The organism is Endozoicomonas sp. ISHI1 (assembly GCF_024606225.1).
Classification (GTDB): Bacteria; Pseudomonadota; Gammaproteobacteria; order Pseudomonadales; family Endozoicomonadaceae; genus Endozoicomonas_A.
In genome coordinates this window covers 62,962-81,782 of the sequence record NZ_JAGRPU010000014.1, presented here as the reverse complement: position 1 = coordinate 81,782, position 18,821 = coordinate 62,962, and the positions used below count along the sequence as shown (strand labels likewise).

33 protein-coding genes are annotated in these 18,821 nt (G+C 49.8%); 1 reads left to right on the top strand and 32 read right to left on the bottom strand.

Annotation, left to right across the window (positions count from 1 at the left end):
- Positions 1–73: 73 nt before the first annotated feature.
- The 29 genes from KBW69_RS10805 to KBW69_RS10665 form a co-directional block, all read right to left on the bottom strand.
- Positions 74–1,075: a DNA-directed RNA polymerase subunit alpha gene (locus KBW69_RS10805; protein WP_257254924.1), complete on the bottom strand. Its 1,002-nt coding sequence runs from the start codon at positions 1,073–1,075 to the stop codon at positions 74–76.
- A gap of 31 nt (positions 1,076–1,106) precedes the next feature.
- A complete protein-coding gene (gene rpsD, locus KBW69_RS10800; RefSeq protein ID WP_257254923.1) occupies positions 1,107–1,727 on the bottom strand; it encodes a 30S ribosomal protein S4 in 621 nt (206 codons plus the stop codon).
- A gap of 16 nt (positions 1,728–1,743) precedes the next feature.
- Positions 1,744–2,133 (bottom strand): 30S ribosomal protein S11, encoded by a 390-nt coding sequence (rpsK, locus tag KBW69_RS10795; protein ID WP_034841784.1) that lies wholly within the window; start codon positions 2,131–2,133, stop codon positions 1,744–1,746.
- Positions 2,134–2,185: 52 nt separating this feature from the next.
- Positions 2,186–2,542 carry a 30S ribosomal protein S13 gene (gene rpsM / locus KBW69_RS10790; protein WP_257254922.1) on the bottom strand — a complete coding sequence of 119 codons (357 nt, stop codon included), beginning with the start codon at positions 2,540–2,542 and terminating at the stop codon, positions 2,186–2,188.
- A 382-nt stretch (positions 2,543–2,924) separates the two neighbouring features.
- Complete coding sequence (gene rpmJ, locus KBW69_RS10785; protein WP_079253874.1) at positions 2,925–3,038, bottom strand: 50S ribosomal protein L36; 114 nt, start codon at positions 3,036–3,038, stop codon at positions 2,925–2,927.
- A 49-nt stretch (positions 3,039–3,087) separates the two neighbouring features.
- Positions 3,088–4,413 (bottom strand): preprotein translocase subunit SecY, encoded by a 1,326-nt coding sequence (gene secY / locus KBW69_RS10780; protein WP_257253601.1) that lies wholly within the window; start codon positions 4,411–4,413, stop codon positions 3,088–3,090.
- Positions 4,414–4,848: a 50S ribosomal protein L15 gene (gene rplO, locus KBW69_RS10775; protein ID WP_257253599.1), complete on the bottom strand. Its 435-nt coding sequence runs from the start codon at positions 4,846–4,848 to the stop codon at positions 4,414–4,416. It lies immediately after the preceding gene.
- Position 4,849: 1 nt separating this feature from the next.
- Positions 4,850–5,032 (bottom strand): 50S ribosomal protein L30, encoded by a 183-nt coding sequence (gene rpmD / locus KBW69_RS10770; protein WP_252177315.1) that lies wholly within the window; start codon positions 5,030–5,032, stop codon positions 4,850–4,852.
- A gap of 3 nt (positions 5,033–5,035) precedes the next feature.
- Entirely contained in the window at positions 5,036–5,548 is a 513-nt protein-coding gene (gene rpsE / locus KBW69_RS10765; protein WP_252177316.1) for a 30S ribosomal protein S5, read from the bottom strand.
- An 11-nt stretch (positions 5,549–5,559) separates the two neighbouring features.
- Positions 5,560–5,910: a 50S ribosomal protein L18 gene (rplR, locus tag KBW69_RS10760; protein ID WP_257253596.1), complete on the bottom strand. Its 351-nt coding sequence runs from the start codon at positions 5,908–5,910 to the stop codon at positions 5,560–5,562.
- Positions 5,911–5,922: 12 nt separating this feature from the next.
- Complete coding sequence (rplF, locus tag KBW69_RS10755; protein WP_257253594.1) at positions 5,923–6,456, bottom strand: 50S ribosomal protein L6; 534 nt, start codon at positions 6,454–6,456, stop codon at positions 5,923–5,925.
- Between the two features lie 12 nt (positions 6,457–6,468).
- Positions 6,469–6,861: a 30S ribosomal protein S8 gene (gene rpsH / locus KBW69_RS10750; RefSeq protein WP_257253592.1), complete on the bottom strand. Its 393-nt coding sequence runs from the start codon at positions 6,859–6,861 to the stop codon at positions 6,469–6,471.
- Positions 6,862–6,890: 29 nt separating this feature from the next.
- Positions 6,891–7,196 carry a 30S ribosomal protein S14 gene (rpsN, locus tag KBW69_RS10745; RefSeq protein ID WP_257280865.1) on the bottom strand — a complete coding sequence of 102 codons (306 nt, stop codon included), beginning with the start codon at positions 7,194–7,196 and terminating at the stop codon, positions 6,891–6,893.
- A 15-nt stretch (positions 7,197–7,211) separates the two neighbouring features.
- Positions 7,212–7,751 (bottom strand): 50S ribosomal protein L5, encoded by a 540-nt coding sequence (rplE, locus tag KBW69_RS10740; protein WP_257253585.1) that lies wholly within the window; start codon positions 7,749–7,751, stop codon positions 7,212–7,214.
- An 11-nt stretch (positions 7,752–7,762) separates the two neighbouring features.
- Positions 7,763–8,080: a 50S ribosomal protein L24 gene (gene rplX / locus KBW69_RS10735; RefSeq protein ID WP_257253580.1), complete on the bottom strand. Its 318-nt coding sequence runs from the start codon at positions 8,078–8,080 to the stop codon at positions 7,763–7,765.
- Positions 8,081–8,091: 11 nt separating this feature from the next.
- The gene (rplN, locus tag KBW69_RS10730; protein ID WP_062268071.1) at positions 8,092–8,460 is read right to left on the bottom strand and encodes a 50S ribosomal protein L14; all 369 of its coding nucleotides are present in this window, start codon (positions 8,458–8,460) and stop codon (positions 8,092–8,094) included.
- 104 nt (positions 8,461–8,564) lie between these two features.
- The gene (rpsQ, locus tag KBW69_RS10725; RefSeq protein WP_034841753.1) at positions 8,565–8,828 is read right to left on the bottom strand and encodes a 30S ribosomal protein S17; all 264 of its coding nucleotides are present in this window, start codon (positions 8,826–8,828) and stop codon (positions 8,565–8,567) included.
- Positions 8,829–8,830: 2 nt separating this feature from the next.
- Entirely contained in the window at positions 8,831–9,022 is a 192-nt protein-coding gene (gene rpmC / locus KBW69_RS10720; protein WP_252177324.1) for a 50S ribosomal protein L29, read from the bottom strand.
- Complete coding sequence (rplP, locus tag KBW69_RS10715) at positions 9,022–9,435, bottom strand: 50S ribosomal protein L16 (protein WP_034841748.1); 414 nt, start codon at positions 9,433–9,435, stop codon at positions 9,022–9,024. The genes rpmC and rplP overlap by 1 nt, the downstream gene beginning before the upstream one ends.
- 11 nt (positions 9,436–9,446) lie before the next feature.
- Positions 9,447–10,148, bottom strand: coding sequence for a 30S ribosomal protein S3 (gene rpsC / locus KBW69_RS10710; protein ID WP_257280864.1), 702 nt, complete (start codon positions 10,146–10,148; stop codon positions 9,447–9,449).
- A gap of 11 nt (positions 10,149–10,159) precedes the next feature.
- Positions 10,160–10,495, bottom strand: coding sequence for a 50S ribosomal protein L22 (gene rplV, locus KBW69_RS10705; protein ID WP_257280863.1), 336 nt, complete (start codon positions 10,493–10,495; stop codon positions 10,160–10,162).
- A gap of 11 nt (positions 10,496–10,506) precedes the next feature.
- Positions 10,507–10,785 (bottom strand): 30S ribosomal protein S19, encoded by a 279-nt coding sequence (gene rpsS, locus KBW69_RS10700; protein ID WP_252177327.1) that lies wholly within the window; start codon positions 10,783–10,785, stop codon positions 10,507–10,509.
- A gap of 21 nt (positions 10,786–10,806) precedes the next feature.
- The gene (rplB, locus tag KBW69_RS10695) at positions 10,807–11,634 is read right to left on the bottom strand and encodes a 50S ribosomal protein L2 (protein ID WP_252177328.1); all 828 of its coding nucleotides are present in this window, start codon (positions 11,632–11,634) and stop codon (positions 10,807–10,809) included.
- An 11-nt stretch (positions 11,635–11,645) separates the two neighbouring features.
- Complete coding sequence (gene rplW, locus KBW69_RS10690) at positions 11,646–11,942, bottom strand: 50S ribosomal protein L23 (RefSeq protein ID WP_034841736.1); 297 nt, start codon at positions 11,940–11,942, stop codon at positions 11,646–11,648.
- Positions 11,939–12,541, bottom strand: coding sequence for a 50S ribosomal protein L4 (gene rplD, locus KBW69_RS10685; protein WP_257280862.1), 603 nt, complete (start codon positions 12,539–12,541; stop codon positions 11,939–11,941). The genes rplW and rplD overlap by 4 nt, the downstream gene beginning before the upstream one ends.
- Before the next feature lie 12 nt (positions 12,542–12,553).
- Positions 12,554–13,192, bottom strand: a complete 639-nt coding sequence (rplC, locus tag KBW69_RS10680) for a 50S ribosomal protein L3 (RefSeq protein ID WP_257280861.1) — start codon at positions 13,190–13,192, stop codon at positions 12,554–12,556.
- 101 nt (positions 13,193–13,293) lie between these two features.
- Positions 13,294–13,608, bottom strand: coding sequence for a 30S ribosomal protein S10 (gene rpsJ, locus KBW69_RS10675; protein WP_034841731.1), 315 nt, complete (start codon positions 13,606–13,608; stop codon positions 13,294–13,296).
- Positions 13,609–14,128: 520 nt separating this feature from the next.
- Positions 14,129–14,638: an EamA family transporter gene (locus tag KBW69_RS10670; RefSeq protein ID WP_257280860.1), complete on the bottom strand. Its 510-nt coding sequence runs from the start codon at positions 14,636–14,638 to the stop codon at positions 14,129–14,131.
- Between the two features lie 41 nt (positions 14,639–14,679).
- On the bottom strand, positions 14,680–14,940 hold the full coding sequence (locus tag KBW69_RS10665) for a hypothetical protein (protein WP_257280859.1): 261 nt from the start codon (positions 14,938–14,940) through the stop codon (positions 14,680–14,682).
- Positions 14,941–15,206: 266 nt separating this feature from the next.
- Here KBW69_RS10665 and KBW69_RS10660 point away from each other — a divergent pair, with 266 nt between their 5' ends.
- On the top strand, positions 15,207–15,743 hold the full coding sequence (locus KBW69_RS10660; protein WP_257280858.1) for a hypothetical protein: 537 nt from the start codon (positions 15,207–15,209) through the stop codon (positions 15,741–15,743).
- A gap of 141 nt (positions 15,744–15,884) precedes the next feature.
- On the opposite strand, the gene KBW69_RS10655 is transcribed toward KBW69_RS10660, so the two are convergent.
- From KBW69_RS10655 to KBW69_RS10645, 3 genes are read right to left on the bottom strand one after another with little or no spacing between them, the layout of a single operon-like run.
- Positions 15,885–16,499 carry an HD domain-containing protein gene (locus KBW69_RS10655; RefSeq protein ID WP_257254323.1) on the bottom strand — a complete coding sequence of 205 codons (615 nt, stop codon included), beginning with the start codon at positions 16,497–16,499 and terminating at the stop codon, positions 15,885–15,887.
- A 22-nt stretch (positions 16,500–16,521) separates the two neighbouring features.
- Positions 16,522–17,580 (bottom strand): TauD/TfdA family dioxygenase, encoded by a 1,059-nt coding sequence (locus KBW69_RS10650; protein ID WP_257254324.1) that lies wholly within the window; start codon positions 17,578–17,580, stop codon positions 16,522–16,524.
- Positions 17,581–17,635: 55 nt separating this feature from the next.
- Positions 17,636–18,631 (bottom strand): putative 2-aminoethylphosphonate ABC transporter substrate-binding protein, encoded by a 996-nt coding sequence (locus KBW69_RS10645; protein WP_257280857.1) that lies wholly within the window; start codon positions 18,629–18,631, stop codon positions 17,636–17,638.
- Between the last annotated feature and the right edge of the window lie 190 nt (positions 18,632–18,821).

The window sequence follows — 18,821 nt, the reverse complement described above, 5'->3', positions numbered from 1 at the left end:
GGCACAAACTTCCTCATTCTACCATCTGCCCTGCACCCACTCTGTTGGAGTGAGTGAAAAAGCCAATGGCTGCTTAAGCAGAAATCTTGTCGTCGCCCTTCAGGCTGGCCGGTGGCCAGTTGTCGAGACGCATACCCAGGCTCAGACCACGGGAGGCCAGAACGTCCTTGATCTCGGTCAGGGACTTCTTACCCAGGTTCGGGGTCTTGAGCAGTTCAACCTCAGTGCGCTGAATCAGGTCACCAATGTAGTAGATGTTTTCTGCCTTCAGGCAGTTAGCACTACGTACGGTCAGTTCGAGATCATCCACAGGGCGCAGCAGAATAGGATCAACTTCATCCTCTTCCTTAACTGGCTCTGGTTCAGGCTCGCCTTCCAAATCAACGAATACAGCCAGCTGCTGTTGCAGAATGGTTGCAGCACGACGGATAGCTTCATCCGGGTCCAGAGTACCGTCGGTTTCCAGATCAAGAACCAGCTTGTCCAGATCGGTACGCTGCTCAACACGAGCGCTTTCAACGACATAGGAGACGCGGTAAACAGGGCTATAGGTGGCATCCAGTTGCAGACGGCCAATAGCACGAGTCTCTTCTTCATCCTGATGACGGCTGTCAGCAGACTCATAACCGCGGCCACGCGCTATTCTTAGCTGCATGTTCAAGTCGCCTTTCTCATTCAGATTGGCGATCACATGATCCGGGTTTACGATTTCAACATCGTGGTCCAACTGGATATCCGCAGCAGTCACAGGGCCGGAACCTTTTTTGGTCAGACTCAGTGTTGCTTCGTCACGGCCGGTCATGCGAATGGCAAGACCTTTGAGGTTCAGCAGGATGTCAATAACATCTTCCTGAACACCTTCAATCGCACTGTATTCATGCTGTACACCATCAATCTCAACTTCAGTCACGGCACAGCCGGGCATGGAAGAAAGAAGGATACGACGCAAAGCATTGCCCAAGGTATGTCCAAAACCACGCTCAAGCGGTTCCAGAGTTACCTTAGCGCGCGTCAGGCTAATTTCCTCGACATCAATGTGTCTAGGAGTAAGAAATTCAGTAACCGAATTCTGCATGGATGTTACACCCCACCTAACTGTCTATCCCTTACTTGGAGTACAGCTCGACGATCAAGTTTTCGTTGATGTCGGCTGACAGGTCACTCCGCTCGGGCAGCACCTTGAAGGTACCTTCCTTTTTGCTGGCATCAACTTCAACCCAGGTAGAAAACCCACGCTGAGCGGCCAGTTCAAGGGCTGCATTAATACGCAGCTGGTTTTTAGCCTTTTCGCGGATGGCGACAACATCGCCAGGCTGAACCTGATAGGAAGGAATGTTTACTGTCTTTCCATTTACCAGGATGGCTTTGTGGCTTACCAGCTGACGTGCTTCGGCACGGGTGGAACCGAATCCCATGCGGTAAACTACATTATCAAGGCGAGACTCAAGCAGTTGCAAGAGGTTTGCACCAGTTGCACCTTTCTTGCGATCAGCGGCCTTATAGTAGTTACGGAACTGCTTCTCCAGTACGCCATAGATACGACGAACTTTCTGCTTTTCACGAAGCTGTACACCGTAGTCAGAAAGACGGCCACGACGCTGACCGTGCTGACCTGGAGCTATTTCTGCTTTGCACTTTGACTCGAGTGCACGGACGCCGCTCTTCAGAAAAAGATCAGTGCCTTCACGACGAGACAGTTTGCACTTTGGACCAATATATCTAGCCATTTATACCGACTCCTGCTTATACACGACGCTTTTTAGGCGGACGACAACCGTTGTGGGGGATCGGGGTAACATCAGTGATGTTAGTGATCTTGTAACCACAAGCGTTCAATGCGCGTACAGCGGATTCGCGGCCAGGACCAGGTCCTTTCACGCAGACATCCAGATTCTTCAGACCGTATTCAGCGGCAGCCTGACCTGCACGCTCGGCAGCAACCTGGGCTGCAAACGGCGTGCTCTTACGAGAACCACGAAAACCGGAACCGCCGGCTGTGGCCCAGGCCAGAGCATTGCCCTGACGATCGGTAATAGTCACGATAGTGTTGTTAAAAGAAGCGTGGATGTGAGCTACTCCGTCAACAACCTGCTTTTTAACCTTCTTACGTGAACGAGTACCTGGCTTTGCCATATCAGAATAAATCCTGTTTCATAAGAACGGTATTACCATTCTTAATTGATACTTACTTACGAATAGGCTTGCGAGGACCCTTACGGGTGCGAGCATTCGTCTTGGAACGCTGACCACGAACCGGCAGACTGCGACGGTGGCGGATACCACGGTAGCAACCCAGATCCATGAGGCGTTTAATGTTCATGCTGATTTCACGACGCAGATCACCTTCAACATCCAGCTTGGCGATTTCGCCACGCAGGGATTCCAGTTGATCTTCGCTCAGATCAGCGATTTTGGCTTCTGGCTTAACGCCAGTGGATTCGCACAGCTTTTTGGCTGTGGTCTTGCCGATGCCGAATATGTAGGTCAACGAGATAACAGCATGTTTGTTATCCGGAATGTTGACGCCAGCAATACGGGCCATTCAATCGTCTCCGTTTGTTTTCTCCGTGAGTTCATCCTTGTCTTTAAAGACAGGGACATTTTGAGTTCACGGTTATTTTCGCCTGTAGACTTACTTGACCAACTTTACAGCCAGCCATGCGACATTTATCGACTTCGCAATCTATAGGCAGATAACACGGACCGGAGCAGCACCTGAAGATACTGTTGAGAATGCGACGAAGCACGCCCATCCAGTCCATTGTTAGATGCTTACACAACTAACAGGTCGAAAGGCGGAAATTTTAATCCCACCTACGACAAAATACAACCGCTCATGATGCTCATGAGCGGTTGTATTTATCTGTAGCCTTGTGAGGTCAGACCATAACAGCCCGGGCTAACCCGAAAGACCTCATACACAATCAGCCTTGACGCTGTTTGTGTCGCGGCTCAACGCAGATCACACGAACAGTGCCCTTGCGCTTGATAATCTTGCAGTTACGGCAGATTTTCTTGACCGATGCACGTACTTTCATTATTCACTCCACCATTTCAGAGCTAGCGGCATTCGTTGCAGAACCGGTGTTAGCGGATCAGGCCACCACCACCATAGCCCTTAAGATTGGATTTCTTCAGCAGTGACTCGTACTGATGTGACATCAGGTGAGACTGCACCTGAGCCATCGTATCCATGACGACCACTACTACGATCAGCAGACTGGTACCACCCAGATAGAAAGGCACGTTAGCCGAAACTACCAGGAACTGTGGCAGCAGACATACCGCTGTCATGTAAATAGCGCCAAACATGGTTAAACGAGTCAGGACACCATCGATGTAACGGGCAGACTGTTCACCAGGACGAATACCCGGAATGAATGCCCCTGACTTCTTCAGGTTGTCCGCAACGTCCTTCGGGTTGAAGACCAGTGCAGTGTAGAAGAAGCAGAAAAAGATGATCCCTGCCGAGAACAGAACTATGTTCAGCGGCTGACCCGGACCCAGCGCCAGTGCGATATCCTGAAGCCATTCCCAACCTTCACCCTGTCCAAACCATTGTGCAATGGATGCAGGAAAGAGCAGAAGACTGGAAGCAAAGATAGCTGGAATAACACCGGCCATATTGACTTTCAGAGGCAAATGGCTGCTCTGTGCCGCGAATACTTTACGACCTTGCTGACGTTTGGCGTAATTGACAGTAATACGGCGTTGACCACGCTCAATGAATACAACGAACGCGATAATTGCAATGGCCAGCAGGGCGATTGCGAGCAGCGCCAGGATATTGATGTCACCCTGACGGGCTGACTCGAAAGACCGCCCAATCGCGCCAGGCAGACCAGCGACAATACCTGCAAAAATCAGGATAGAGATGCCGTTACCAATCCCGCGTTCAGTCACCTGCTCGCCCAGCCACATCATAAAGACGGCGCCGGTTACGAAGGTGACTACAGCGACCACGTAGAAGCTGATATCAGGATTGAATGCTACGCCCTGGTTGGCAAGACCTACGGTCATGCCGGTACCCTGAACGAACGCCAGCACCACTGTCAGGTAGCGGGTATACTGGCTGATCTTGCGTCGGCCCGATTCACCTTCCTTCTTTAGCTGTTCCAACTGCGGGCTGACCACCGTCATCAACTGAATGATGATGGACGCCGATATGTAGGGCATGATTCCCAGCGCCAGTACCGACATACGCTCCAGAGCACCACCAGAGAACATGTTGAACAGGCCAAGAATGGTCCCTTCATTTTGTTGAAACATCCGGGCCAGGGCATCAGGGTTGATGCCGGGCACAGGAATATGAGCACCGATCCGATATACAAGGATCGCCAGAAATACGAATTTGAGGCGAGAAATTAACTCGCCCAAACCGCTTTGATTCCCAACAGGTAGTGTCTTAGCCATTTAGTCCTCGATCTTACCACCAGCAGCTTCGATCGCGGCGCGTGCGCCCTTGGTAGCTGCCACACCTTTCAGTGTTACGGCCTTGTTCAGTTCGCCGGACAGTATCACTTTCGCACGCAGGATGCTACCGTTGATAAGGTCTGCAGCCTTCAGAGCAGCCAGATCGATCACGTCGGATTCAACCTTGGCCAGCTCGTGCAAACGAATTTCAGCAGTAAAACGCGCCTTGCGGGAAGTAAAACCGTACTTGGGCAGACGACGTTGCAGTGGCTGCTGTCCGCCTTCAAAACCAGGTCTTACTGAACCACCGGAACGAGACTTCTGACCTTTGTGACCACGGCCACCGGTCTTACCCAAACCGGAACCGATGCCACGGCCAACGCGCTTACGCTCTTTACGACTGCCTTCAGCAGGACTCAGAGTATTCAGACGCATGTTATTCTCCTTCGACCTTAACGAGGTAAGATACCTTGTTGATCATGCCGCGAACGGAAGGAGTATCTTCCACTTCAACCGTGTGGTTGATGCGACGCAGACCCAGGCCACGGACGCAAGCCTTGTGGCTTTCGAGGCGACCGTTAGTGCTCTTTACGAGCGTCACTTTGATCTTCTCAGCCATGACTTACCCCAGAATGTCTTCAACAGACTTGCCACGCTTGGCAGCAATGTCATCAGGAGAACGCATGTCGCGCAGACCCTTGAAGGTTGCGTTAACAACGTTCACAGGGTTGGTGGAACCGTAGCACTTGGCCAGTACGTTATGTACGCCAGCCACTTCCAGAACAGCACGCATAGCACCACCGGCAATAACACCAGTACCCGCAGAAGCAGGCTGCATGTAGACCTTGGAAGCACCGTGACGGGCTTTAACAGGGTACTGCAGAGTGTCGCCGTTCAGGTCGACCTGGATCATGTTGCGACGGGCAGCTTCCATAGCCTTCTGGATAGCAACTGGCACTTCACGCGCCTTGCCACGACCGAAGCCCACTTTGCCTTTACCATCACCAACAACGGTCAGGGCTGTGAAACCGAAGATACGACCACCCTTCACCACTTTGGCTACACGGTTAACCTGTACCAGCTTTTCGATCAGACCTTCGTCATTGTTTTGCGGTTTACGCTCATCTTTCGCCATGATGCCTACCCTCAGAATTCCAGACCGGCTTCACGGGCTGCATCGGCGAGAGCCTTAACACGACCGTGATACTTAAAACCGGAGCGGTCGAAAGCGACCTTGGCAACACCAGCAGCTTTAGCACGCTCAGCAATCAGAGCACCTACTTTTTTAGCAGCTTCAACGTTACCGGTAGCTTCGCCACGCAGCTCCTTCTCTACGGTGGAGGCAGAGGCCAGCACCTTGTCACCCTCAGGGGCAACCACCTGCGCATAGATATGACGCGGTGTGCGATGAACGCTCAGACGGTTGGCGCCCAGTTCACGCATCTTCATCCGTGCACGGCGGGCACGACGCAGGCGAGCAGAATTTTTATCAATCATGATCACCCTACCTTACTTTTTCTTGGCTTCTTTACGACGAACGTGTTCGTCGGCGTAGCGGACACCCTTGCCTTTGTAGGGCTCCGGGCGACGGAATTCGCGGATTTCCGCTGCAACCTGTCCAACCAGCTGTTTGTCGATACCCTTGATCAGGATCTCGGTCTGGCTTGGAGTTTCCGCAGTAACGCCTTCCGGCAGACTGTAGTCAACCGGGTGAGAGAAACCGAGGTTCAGATTCAGGCTCTTGCCCTTGGCCTGCGCACGATAACCTACACCAACCAACTGCAGTTTCTTTTCGAAACCAGCGGTCACACCGGTCACCATGTTGTTAACCAGTGCACGGGTAGTACCAGCCAGTGCACGAGAGTGCTTGGCACCATCACGGGCTTCGAAAGTCAGGACGTTTTCTTCCTGCTTTACTTCAACGTTGGAGTGAATGCTCAGCTCCAGTTGACCTTTACCACCCTTGATGGAGATGTGCTGACCGTTCAACTTGATCTCAACACCGGCAGGGATTTCCACAGGGCTTTTTGCTACTCGAGACATCTGACCCCTCCCTTAGAATACGGTGCAAAGAATTTCGCCACCAACACCGGCTGCACGTGCAGCACGATCGGTCATTACACCTTTGTTGGTAGAAACGATGGCAATACCGAGACCGCCTTTCACTTTTGGCAGACTTTCCTTACCTGCGTAAGAACGAAGACCCGGACGGCTGGCGCGCTTCAGGTTTTCGATGACAGGTTTGCCTTCATAGTATTTCAGGTCGATGATCAGAGTTTTCTGTACTTCGCCTTCAACACGTGCATCGGTAATGTAACCTTCTTCCTTCAGGACTTTGGCTACAGCAGCCTTTACCTTGGAAGAGGGCATTTCGACAGATGCATGTTCTGCCATTTGGGCATTACGGATACGAGTTAGCATATCTGCTAACGGGTCCTGCATACTCATTATCTATCTCTCCAGAAGATCAATCGCGCTTACCAGCTGGCCTTAACCAGACCTGGAACGTCACCACGCATGGCTGCTTCACGCAGTTTGATGCGGCTCAGACCGAATTTACGCAGGTAGCCGTGAGGGCGACCTGTTACACGGCAGCGGTTACGCAGACGAGATGAGCTGGCATCACGTGGCTGCTTCTGCAGTGCTATCTGAGCGTCCCACTTCTCGTCTTCAGAGCTGTTAGGACTGACGATGATCGCTTTCAGCGCAGCGCGCTTCTCTGCGAACTTGGCAACGGTGCGCTGACGCTTCAACTCCCGCTGCTTCATGGATACTTTTGCCATGGGCTCGTACCTTAATCAGTTACGGAATGGGAAGTTGAAGGCTTTCAGCAGTGCACGGCCTTCGTCGTCAGTCTTGGCTGTGGTAGTCAGGGTAATATCCAGACCACGCAAAGCGTCGACTTTATCGTAATCGATTTCCGGGAAGATGATCTGCTCTTTAACACCCATACTGTAGTTGCCACGGCCGTCGAAAGACTTCGGGCTGATACCACGGAAGTCACGAACACGAGGCAGGGCGATGTCAACCAGACGCTCCAGGAATTCGTACATACGTTCGTCACGCAGGGTCACTTTAACACCGATTGGCCAGCCTTCACGAACCTTGAAGCCTGCAACGGATTTACGTGCCTTGGTAACGACTGCTTTCTGACCGGCGATTTTTTCCATGTCAGCAACAGCGTTTTCGATGACTTTCTTATCACCGATCGCTTCACCCACACCCATGTTCAGAGTGATTTTGGTGATACGAGGAACTTCGTGAACATTGCTCACGCCCAGCTCTTCTCTGAGCTTGGGCAGGATCTCTTCACGATATTTAGTCTTGAAGTTTGCCATTATGCCACCCCTTACGCGTCAACCGGTTGACCGGTAGACTTGAACACGCGTTGTTTCTTGCCATCTTCAGAGATAGCAATGCCAACACGATCAGCCTTGTCGGTTTCTGTGTTCAGGATTGCAACGTTGGAAGCCTGAATAGGCGCTTCTTTTTCAACGATGCCACCAGGGGTGCCCAATGTCGGGTTTGGCTTCTGATGCTTCTTGATCATGTTGATACCAGAAACGATCAGCTTGCCATCGGCACGAACGGTTTGCACTTTGCCGCGCTTACCTTTGTCCTTGCCTGCAATGACGATAACTTCGTCGTCACGACGGATCTTTTTCATTTCCTGCTCCCTTACAGTACTTCTGGTGCCAGGGAAATGATCTTCATAAACTGCTCACCACGCAGTTCACGAGTCACTGGCCCAAAGATACGGGTACCGATTGGCTGATTGCTTGCGTTCAGCAGAACGGCAGCATTGCCATCGAAGCGGATTACGGAACCGTCTGGACGACGAACGCCTTTTTTAGTACGCACTACAACTGCGTTCATCACCTGGCCTTTCTTGACCTTACCGCGTGGAATTGCTTCCTTAACGGTGACTTTGATGATGTCGCCGATGTGGGCGTAGCGGCGATGGGATCCACCCAACACCTTGATACACTGTACTCGACGAGCGCCGGAGTTATCGGCTACTTCGAGTTGAGATTCTGTCTGGATCATGCTTATTCTCCAAGCCCAAACTGCAGACGGGTACCCGCCAGTCGTTGTACAACAGGCTGGCCACAAGACCAGCCACTTCTACTCAGACCCAGGGCACCGTGGCCTTATATTTGAGTAGCACGCTCATCAATGGAAACCAGTTCAAATGTCTTGGACTTAGACAAAGGACGTGTTTCCTTGATTGTGACAATATCACCCATACGGCAATCATTGTTTTCGTCGTGAGCGTGCAACTTGGTGGACCGCTTAACGATCTTACCGTAGAGCGGATGTTTAACACGGCGCTCAATAAGAACGGTGACGGTCTTGTCCATCTTGTCACTCACAACCTTACCGGTCAGAGTACGGACTTTCTTGTCTTCAGCCATTGTTAAATACCTGCCTTCTCATTCAACGCCGTCTTAATACGGGCGATGTCGCGTCGGGTCTGCTTCAGCAGATGAGTCTGACTCAGCTGACCCGTCGCTTTCTGCATACGGTAGTTAAATTGGTCCCGCAGCAGTGTGACCAGCTCTTCGTTGAGCTGTTCAACCGTTTTTTCACGCAATTCAGCAGCTTTCATCACATCACGCTCCGCTTAACGAAGGCAGTTTCCACTGGCAGCTTAGCGGCAGCAAGGGCAAACGCCTCGCGAGCCAGCTCTTCGGACACACCTTCCATTTCGTACAGGACACGACCCGGCTGGATCTGTGCTACCCAGTACTCGACACTACCCTTACCTTTACCCATACGAACCTCGAGGGGTTTTTTGGAGATCGGTTTGTCAGGGAAGACGCGAATCCAGATTTTACCACCACGCTTGATGTGACGGGTCATGGCACGACGTGCTGCTTCGATCTGACGAGCAGTTATGCGTCCACGGCCTGTTGCTTTCAATGCGTATTCACCGAAGCTAACAGTGGAGCCGCGGTGTGCCAGGCCGCGATTGCGACCCTTTTGCTGCTTACGAAATTTCGTACGCTTTGGCTGTAACATTACCGCGCTCCTTACTTCTTAGCCTGTCTCTTCTTAGGACGTTTGGCTGGTTCTTTAGGCTGCTTTTCAGTTTCAGCTGCCATTCCGCCAATCACTTCGCCTTTGAAGATCCATACTTTAACGCCCAGGATACCGTAGGTAGTCAGAGCTTCATAAGTTGCGTAATCGATGTCTGCACGCAGAGTGTGCAGAGGTACGCGACCCTCACGGTACCATTCGGTACGAGCAATTTCAGCGCCGCCAAGACGACCACTGATTTGCACTTTGATGCCCTTCGCGCCCAGACGCATAGCATTCTGTACAGAACGCTTCATGGCACGACGGAACATGACACGACGCTCCAGCTGACCCGCGATAGACTGTGCAACCAGCATTGCGTCCAGTTCGGGTTTGCGAACTTCTTCAATGTTGATGTGAACAGGTACGCCCATCATTTTGGTAACAGCCTGGCGCAGCTTCTCAACGTCTTCGCCTTTTTTACCGATCACAATGCCTGGACGGGCAGTGAAGATGGTAACGCGAGCGCTTTGAGCCGGACGCTGGATGTCGATACGGCTTACGGAAGCATTTTTCAGCTTCTTCTGCAGGAAATCACGAACTTCCAGATCGGTAATCAGCTTATCAGCGTATTGCTGACCTTCAGCAAACCATACAGATCTGTGGGGCTTTACGATGCCCAGTCGGATCCCATTTGGATGTACTTTCTGACCCATGTGATCGCTCCTTAGACCTCTGCAACCTTAACCGTGATATGGCAAGACCGCTTCAGAATGCGATCAGCACGGCCCTTGGCACGTGGACGAATGCGCTTCATGGTCATACCTTCGTCAACGAAGATAGCAGACACTGTCAGCTCATCGATATCCATGCCTTCGTTGTTCTCTGCGTTTGCAATCGCAGATTCCAACACTTTTTTGACCAGCTCTGCAGCCTTTTTAGGGCTGAATGCCAGCAGGTCCAGGGCTTCACCAACAGCTTTGCCTCGGATCTGGTCAGCAACCAGGCGCGCTTTCTGGGCAGAAATGCGAGCGCCTTTATGTATAGCAGCTACTTCTTTCATTTCTTACCCTCTTAGCGCTTCTTGGCCTTCTTATCTGCAGCGTGACCGCGGTAGGTGCGGGTAGCAGCAAATTCACCCAGCTTGAGGCCTACCATGTCTTCGCTGACGAAAACAGGCACATGCTGGCGACCGTTATGAACGGCGATGGTCAGACCTACCATGTTTGGCAGGATCATTGAGCGGCGTGACCAGGTCTTGATCGGACGCTTGTTGCCGCTTTCAACCGCATCTTCGACTTTCTTCAGCAGGTGAAGGTCGATAAATGGGCCTTTTTTCAAAGAACGTGGCACTGTCGTATCCTCTCTCTAGGCTTACTTCGCGCTGCGACGACGTACGATCATTTTATCCGTACGCTTGTTGGAACGAGTCTTACGACCCTTGGTCGGAACACCCCATGGTGTCACTGGGTGACGACCACCGGAAGTACGACCTTCACCACCACCGTGTGGGTGATCAACCGGGTTCATGGCAACACCACGAACGGTTGGACGCACGCCTCTCCAACGCTTGGCACCCGCCTTACCCAGAGAGCGCAGATTGTGCTCACTGTTAGAGGCTTCGCCCAGAGTTGCACGACAGTCAGCCAATACTTTACGCATTTCACCGGAACGCAGACGCAGGGTTACGTAAGCACCATCACGCGCTACGACCTGAGCGGAAGTACCGGCACTGCGCATCATCTGCGCACCTTTACCTGGTTTGAGCTCAACACAGTGAACTACAGAGCCCTGCGGAATATTACGCAGAGGCAGCGTGTTGCCTGGTTTGATAGGAGCATCAACACCAGAGTACAGCTCGTCACCGGCTTTCACACCTTTAGGTGCAATAATGTAACGACGCTCACCGTCCATGTACTTCAGCAGGGCGATGTGAGCGGTACGATTCGGATCGTATTCCAGACGCTCAACGATAGCCGGAATGCCATCTTTGTTGCGACGAAAGTCTACGATACGGTAGTGCTGCTTGTGACCACCACCGCGATGACGGGTAGTGATGCGACCAGCGTTGTTACGACCACCAGACTTGCTTTTCTTTTCCACCAGAGGCGCGTGAGGGCGACCCTTGTGGAGGTCAGGGTTTACCACCTTGACGACAAAGCGACGACCCGGAGAAGTCGGCTTGCACTTAATTACGGCCATCCTGTAACTCCTTATTCCGCGTCGGCAAAGTCAATCTCTTGACCCTGCGCCAGACTGACGTACGCTTTTTTCCAGTCTGAGCGCTTGCCCATACCGAAACGAGTACGTTTGGTCTTACCTTTAACAACCGCTGTACGAACAGCATCAACGCTGACTTCGAACAGTTGCTCTACCGCTTTTTTGATTTCAAGCTTGGTTGCGTCCTTGGCTACCTTGAAGACGTACTGGCCATGCTCTTCAGCCACCACTGTCGCCTTCTCGGAAATGTGCGGACCAAGCAGAACTTTATAAATACGTTCCTGGTTCATCCCAGCATCTCCTCGAATTTCTTGATGGCTGCAACAGTCATCACGACTTTCTCATGAGCGATCAGGCTGACAGGGTCAACGCCTTGTACGTCACGTGCATCCACATGGGGAATGTTGCGTGTAGCCAGATACAGGTTCTGATCCACTTCATCAGAAACAATCAGACCGCGCTCGACATTCAGCTCTTTCAGCTTGGCTACCATCAGTTTGGTCTTTGGCGTTTCAGCACCGAGGCTTTCAACCACCACCAGACGCTCCTGACGAACCAGCTCAGACAAGATAGAACGCAGAGCACCACGATACATTTTCTTGTTCAGTTTTTGAGCGTGATCCTGTGGTTTAGCAGCAAAAGACTTGCCGCCCCCGCGCCACAGTGGGCTACGGATTGTACCGGCGCGTGCACGGCCAGTACCTTTTTGACGCCAGGGTTTGCGTCCACCGCCGCTTACTTCGCTGCGGGTTTTCTGAGCACGGGTACCTTGACGAGCACCGGCCATGAAAGCAACGACAGTCTGGTGAACCAGGCTTTCGTTGAATTCAGTACCGAAGGTCACGTCAGAGACTTGAACCGTACCAGCACCTGTTACATTCAATTCCATCGTCTAATCCCCTCAGGCGCGCGCTTTAACTGCAGCTTTAACGATAACGTCAGCACCAGTTGCACCAGGTACTGCACCCTTTATCAGCAGCAGGTTACGTTCAGCATCAATGCGAACGATTTCCAGGGACTGAACAGTCACTTTCTCAGCACCCATGTGTCCAGCCATCTTCTTACCCTTGAAGACACGACCCGGGGTCTGACACTGACCGATGGAACCAGGAGCACGGTGAGACAGAGAGTTACCGTGTGTAGCGTCCTGCATATGGAAGTTCCAACGCTTTACACCACCCTGGAAGCCCTTACCTTTGGACTGACCAGTTACGTCTACTTTCTGACCCTGCTCGAACAGGTCAACTCCGATCAACTGACCCAGCTCGTAAGAACCAGAATCGTCAACACGGAATTCCCAAAGACCATGACCAGCCTCTACCTTTGCTTTCGCAAAGTGACCAGCCTCTGGCTTGCGAACACGGCTGCTTTTTTTAGCACCAGTAGTCACCTGAATTGCGTTGTACCCGTCAACATCCAGGCTTTTAACCTGAGTGATACGGTTAGGATCAACCTCAATTACAGTGACTGGCACAGAAGCACCGTCTTCTGTGAAGATACGGGTCATACCGCACTTCTTACCGACTAATCCAATAGTCATTTCAACCTCTCTCGTGTACGGGGCTTTCACCCACTATGGCCGCTCATTCCAGAGCGTTACACAAAAGTTTTGTGCACACTGAATGGCTGCCCGTGCCGCAATTAACCGAGACTGATTTGCACTTCAACGCCAGCTGCCAAGTCTAGCTTCATCAGCGCATCAACGGTCTTTTCGGTGGGCTCAATAATGTCGAGAAGACGTTTATGAGTACGAATCTCATACTGATCACGCGCATCTTTGTTTACGTGAGGAGAGATCAGAACCGTAAAACGTTCTTTTCGGGTTGGCAGAGGGATCGGACCACGCACCTGAGCACCAGTTCGCTTCGCAGTATCAACAATTTCCTGCGTGGACTGGTCAATCAGACGATGATCAAAAGCCTTCAAACGAATGCGAATCTGCTGAGCTTGACTCATCTTGTTGTAACCATCTATCAATAAAGAACTAAGTCCGGTGAGCAATGCCACCTGGACAAAAGAGGACGCGGAATTCTACTAAGCACAAAACTTAAAGTCAACACAAGTGCTGGACGAAAAATATTTCGACACTTGCTTCAGCCACCGCACGCGTAGTTAAGACGAGATGATAACCTAATTAAACGAGTAATGAGATAAGGAAAACTGCTAAGGAGTGTTGAGCAGGTTGCCCATCCAACCTTTATGATCACGCTAAAAAAGTGTACGACAACACTAAAGTGCTAAAGTTATACCGGACGTTAGAACTTAGCTTGGCGCTAGCTGTCCGGTTTATGCGGTTCACTATACACAACGCGTCAGCCAACACCCGTCTCGAGATATCACAAAGCTGATTCCACGAATCTGTAAGGAAACATCCAAGGCCAACCCGTTAACATCTGTTCTCGACAAGCAGGGTGAGTCTCCCCCATCTCGAACGATTACACGAGGATTACATATACTGCCTTATACCAATGATACTTCAGGAGCTGACTACAACACCCTCTTCCTTTACAGTTTTCCTGGTGCTGCTAAAGATATAATATGCAGTCAAAAACAAGGTAACTGTCATCATTGTTGCTGCTTTCAGATCGAAATTTGAACCGAGCGAGATCTCAGAAATGTAAGACAAGAGAGGGATTAGCGATAAGCACAAAATAGTGATAACGGGCTTAGTTTTCTCCATACCCATTTGCAACAAGAGCATTGGCAAAAGAAACCCAAGCAAAGACAAGACTGAAGCTTTGAGCAAGAAATAAACATCAAAATCCCAACCCCCAGTAGTATATAGCAAGAAAGCAGAGCCTATTGCAGATCCATAAAACCTATAAGCGAGAATTTTTTCTCGCGAAAGATTATTCATACTTCCTTGATTCGATATAGTCGCAATATATGCGGCTCCAGCTCCAGCAAGAATACTCAGCGATATGCCTGTAAAAATATTGATATTAAAACTTTCAACTGAAAAGCTAAGCGTCACTAGACCGAACAAAAAAATAAGGACTAATAGTGGAATATTATTCTCAAGCTTTTTTATGTAAATATAAGTGACAAATAAAAGCCAAGAAAAGCAAAGCTGGTTGCAATATTCAGCCTGAATAGTTCATGTATTTCTTTTGCTTCTAAACAAAGATTCCCTTTTTTATATAAAACCATTGAAAAAACTAAACCGCACAAAAGAAATGAAATCAATGAATACTGTATAATTTCACCGGGATCAAATTCTTTCGAAACGTAAGCAAACGAAAAAGCCTGAATTGATACAGATATCAATATAAATAATACAGGATGCACTTGCAATTCCTCAAGAGCAGGCTTTAAAAAGGCCTGAGCTTTCTAAACCATGAAGCTTTTCAAGTGAGGCATAGTAAGCGGTTTCTCTTCATGAAACAAATTTTTTTCACCCTGATTCCATATTGCACTCTTCAAATGTTAGTAACTCTGACAATTATGTAATTGAATGGTTTCATATTGAGCAATATCATTCAGTACATAAGTTCATCCACGGAAGAACTACCCCAGAGTAACAATTAATAAATCGATGCTAATGGAGGTGCAATATGATTTATACCCATACCGACCAACGTGTTGCAACGGATCAATATCGCCCGACATCTGAAGTCACTTTTTCAGAAAAAAATGAAGCAAGCCTTTCTGGCAAACGGGTAGCTATCGCTGCGCACTCCAATGAAGGCCCACACATGACTGAAGGGAGCAGCAGATATGAGGGGCAGCCACTGAAAACCCGAAAAACCAATCGCGTCCTGGCCTCATTGTCAGCGATCGCGACAGGCGTTGCATCAGCGTTATACATCATACCAAATGCCACTGCCGTTGGAGCTTTTGCTACGGGCTCCATGGGTGCACTGCTTGGATCGATAGCAGGGCCAGCAGGCCTGTTTACCGGTGGCGTTATTGGTACCTGTGTTGGGGCTTTCGTCGGATTTAGCGTGACAGCCTACTTTACCCCCTATTGTATGGCAAAGGCTTATAATAGGGTTCTGGAAGCGACCAATGACAATGGCTTCGAACGATCAAAGCTTGCTGACAGGATTGTGGCTTATTATGAGGGGGCAGCTTCAACATCAAGAGCATAAAGCCAATACAATCAAAACTATAAGCCGAAAATCACTGCGACCACCGCAGTGATTTTTTTATCCCTCGTTTTCACAGTTCCTCGTTTTTCCAGTTTTCTTTTGATTGGTGCGCTTTATTACCTTAAGCACTTTTGTTTCAGACTAATCCCGAAACGCAGCCGGGTTGAGCCCAAGACCCATAGCAGCCAATATGCTATCGGGAGCAGACATCTCAGTGATCATCAAACACTCTTCAGTCAGCTTCAGGTAGTAATCCAGATCAGGATGCTCCAGCTCTGCTTGCTTGCCCATATCATCATAAACCCGAACTCGCATAGCTTCCTTGTAATAAGGTTCCGCTTCAAAAGCCGCGACTTCCTGATCACTCATCAAACCACCTTGTATAGCAAGAGACTCCCGCGAAGCCTCGGTAAGTTTGTCGTAATAGGCAGGCTTAAGTGTGCACATGTATCGCTTTGCCTGAACATGTAGACGAATACAATCTGTGACCAGTGTTGGCAGATAGCCTTTTAAACAGCGTTCACCAATATCTTCATGAAAGCCATCGATGCCATGATCGGAAATATCCTCAGGGAGACCATGCAACAAATGGCCAATATCATGAAGGAAAGCAGCAACCACTACTTCCTTTGAGCTGCCACCCTGTTCAGCGTAAAAGGCTGACTGCAACATATGATTGGTCATTGAGATATGCTCACCATAAGCAACATGACCATTCTTGATATATTGTTTGCGGATAAAGTCAATAACTCTCATTTCAATAATCTTTTCTTCTGGATCAATTCATTCGCTTAAGTTCACTGCGCAGGGAATCAATATCCGCATAAGCCCCCTGAAGATGTCGTTTACCCCGGGCTGGCATTTCACGACCATGCAGAACCCGCTGATTGTTGAACATCATCAATTCACCCGGAGCCAGCTTACAGGCATATTTACAGGCTTCACTGTGAAGAAGATTCATAAAAAACTGATAGGCTTCGTAGAAGTCTCTGGTTTCTTCAAATGGCAGTCGCACCGGCTGGACCGAGCGGTTGTTAATACGAATACCGATGATTTCACCCTCGCAGCCCAACTCTATCACCGGGCCAGTGCTCGACAAACTGGCGCTATCACTGCTGAAGTTGTAATGCAGGGTGGTTGTCGAAAGCAGAGCGAAGTATTCAGGATACTGCTGTCTCAGCAACTGTGCCGCATAAAAACCATCCGCCAGAGCGGTGATGCCACCCTCCGGGGCAGCCTCAAGGCAATGCAGCAATTGCAGTGTTGGCACCGGATGACGGTAAGGATTATCCGTGTGAAGGCTCAGCGGCCTGGGCGTAAAGGCGAGATTTTCCGGCTCTTCTTTGCTTATTACTTCAAAATAACGGCCATAGTTGGTTTCACGGACATAGCCAAAATGATCGACAACCTTGAGCACCTGACCTACCTGAGCTGGCACATTGTAGAGAAATGACAGACCGTGGGTCTCAATGGCTTTCAACCACTGTCGTTTAACCTCAGGATCGTCTATAGCGTTGTAGTCAAAACGAATACTGTCAGCCTGCAAGCCCCCTCCCCACAAACTTGGTGCTTCAGGGACAAACGCCTCAGCGATGAGCAAACTTGCCGGATAGATTGACCGGTGACCATCCTGCCAGAGAATCTGCAAGCTTTTATCAACACCAATATCAACGACAGTTGCCGTTTCTGGCCTGATATCCATAGACACGTCCATTACCTCAATCAGCCTTTGCCCCGACTCATGTCGGCATTGATGACAAGGACAGTTATCGCGAAGCCAGAAGTAATGAAATGGCTTATCGTGGAAAAACAGATGATCATTGAAGAGCTCAAGCATGGCATCCCCCTTAAACCCACGGCTTCAGTTTTATTAAGTGTTTTGGCGACGGGTATTATTGTTCTGACTTAAACTCAAACTTAGCGGACCATTCTTTAAGAACAGCATCGCGCTCATTGGCCATTCGACCAAAATCAACGTCAGCCATGACAGCTTCAACATCGGGGTAATTTTTGACTTCGCCTTTCACATCCTTGTGAGCGACAACCGGGTAAACCGTGTTGTAAAGCTCATTGGCTTCTTCAGAAACCGACCAGTCAGCCAGTGCTTTTGCTGCATCGGACTTTATATTGACCAGACCAACTGCCTCTAAATCCCAGCCAACACCCTGAGGCATCACAAGATCTATTGGTGCACCCTGAGTTTTCAATTTAGCGCCACGCAGGGCAAATGAAATACCAATCACCGTTTCTCCTTGCGCTGCTTCAACACAGGGCTTGGAGCCAGAGTGAGTATATTTGGCAATATTTTTATCCAGAGCCTCCATATATGACCAGCCATTTTCTTCACCCATGGTTTGCAGCCAGGCAGCCACCTGAGTGTAACCCGTACCGGAAGAGGCTGGATTAGGCATGACAATATGCCCTTTGTAGACCGGATTCAGAAGGTCTTCCCATTTTTCAGGTTTTGGCAGAGCCAGTTTTTCAGCCTCTACGCTGTTGAAACAGATCGCATTAAAAAAAGCATCATGTCCGTACCAGGCTTTATCGCTTTCCGGATCCACCATGCCGGATTTAAGCTCGGAGACACCTTCCGGGGTATAGGCTTTAATAATGCCCTGATTTTTCAGCAGCACCTGGGATGAAGCAGCCAGCCCCCACACCACATCAGCAGGAGTTCCTTTTCCTTCTGCAAGTATTCTGGCAGTGATTACCCCGGTAGAATCACGAACCCAGTTGATTGTGATATTCGGATGCTCTTTCTCAAAAGCCTCTTCGAATGTTGATAGCAGATCTGTTTCAAAAGCCGTGTAAACAGTCAGTTCCTCAGGCGAATTAGCCCAAGAAGAAGCGCTAGCAACAGATACTGATACCAGAGCTAGACCAGTCATCCATTTTTTCATAGGGTCATCTCCAATCACAAGCGACCTGAACCAAACTACATATTCTGGCACCACCGTACACTGGCTATGTTTCAATCAAATGAAACCCTTTTATCTATGCCTTATCAATTACTCCCGGAGTTGGAAATATGATGTCGTTTAAATACTTACAGACAAAAAAAACCCCGGAAAAAATCCG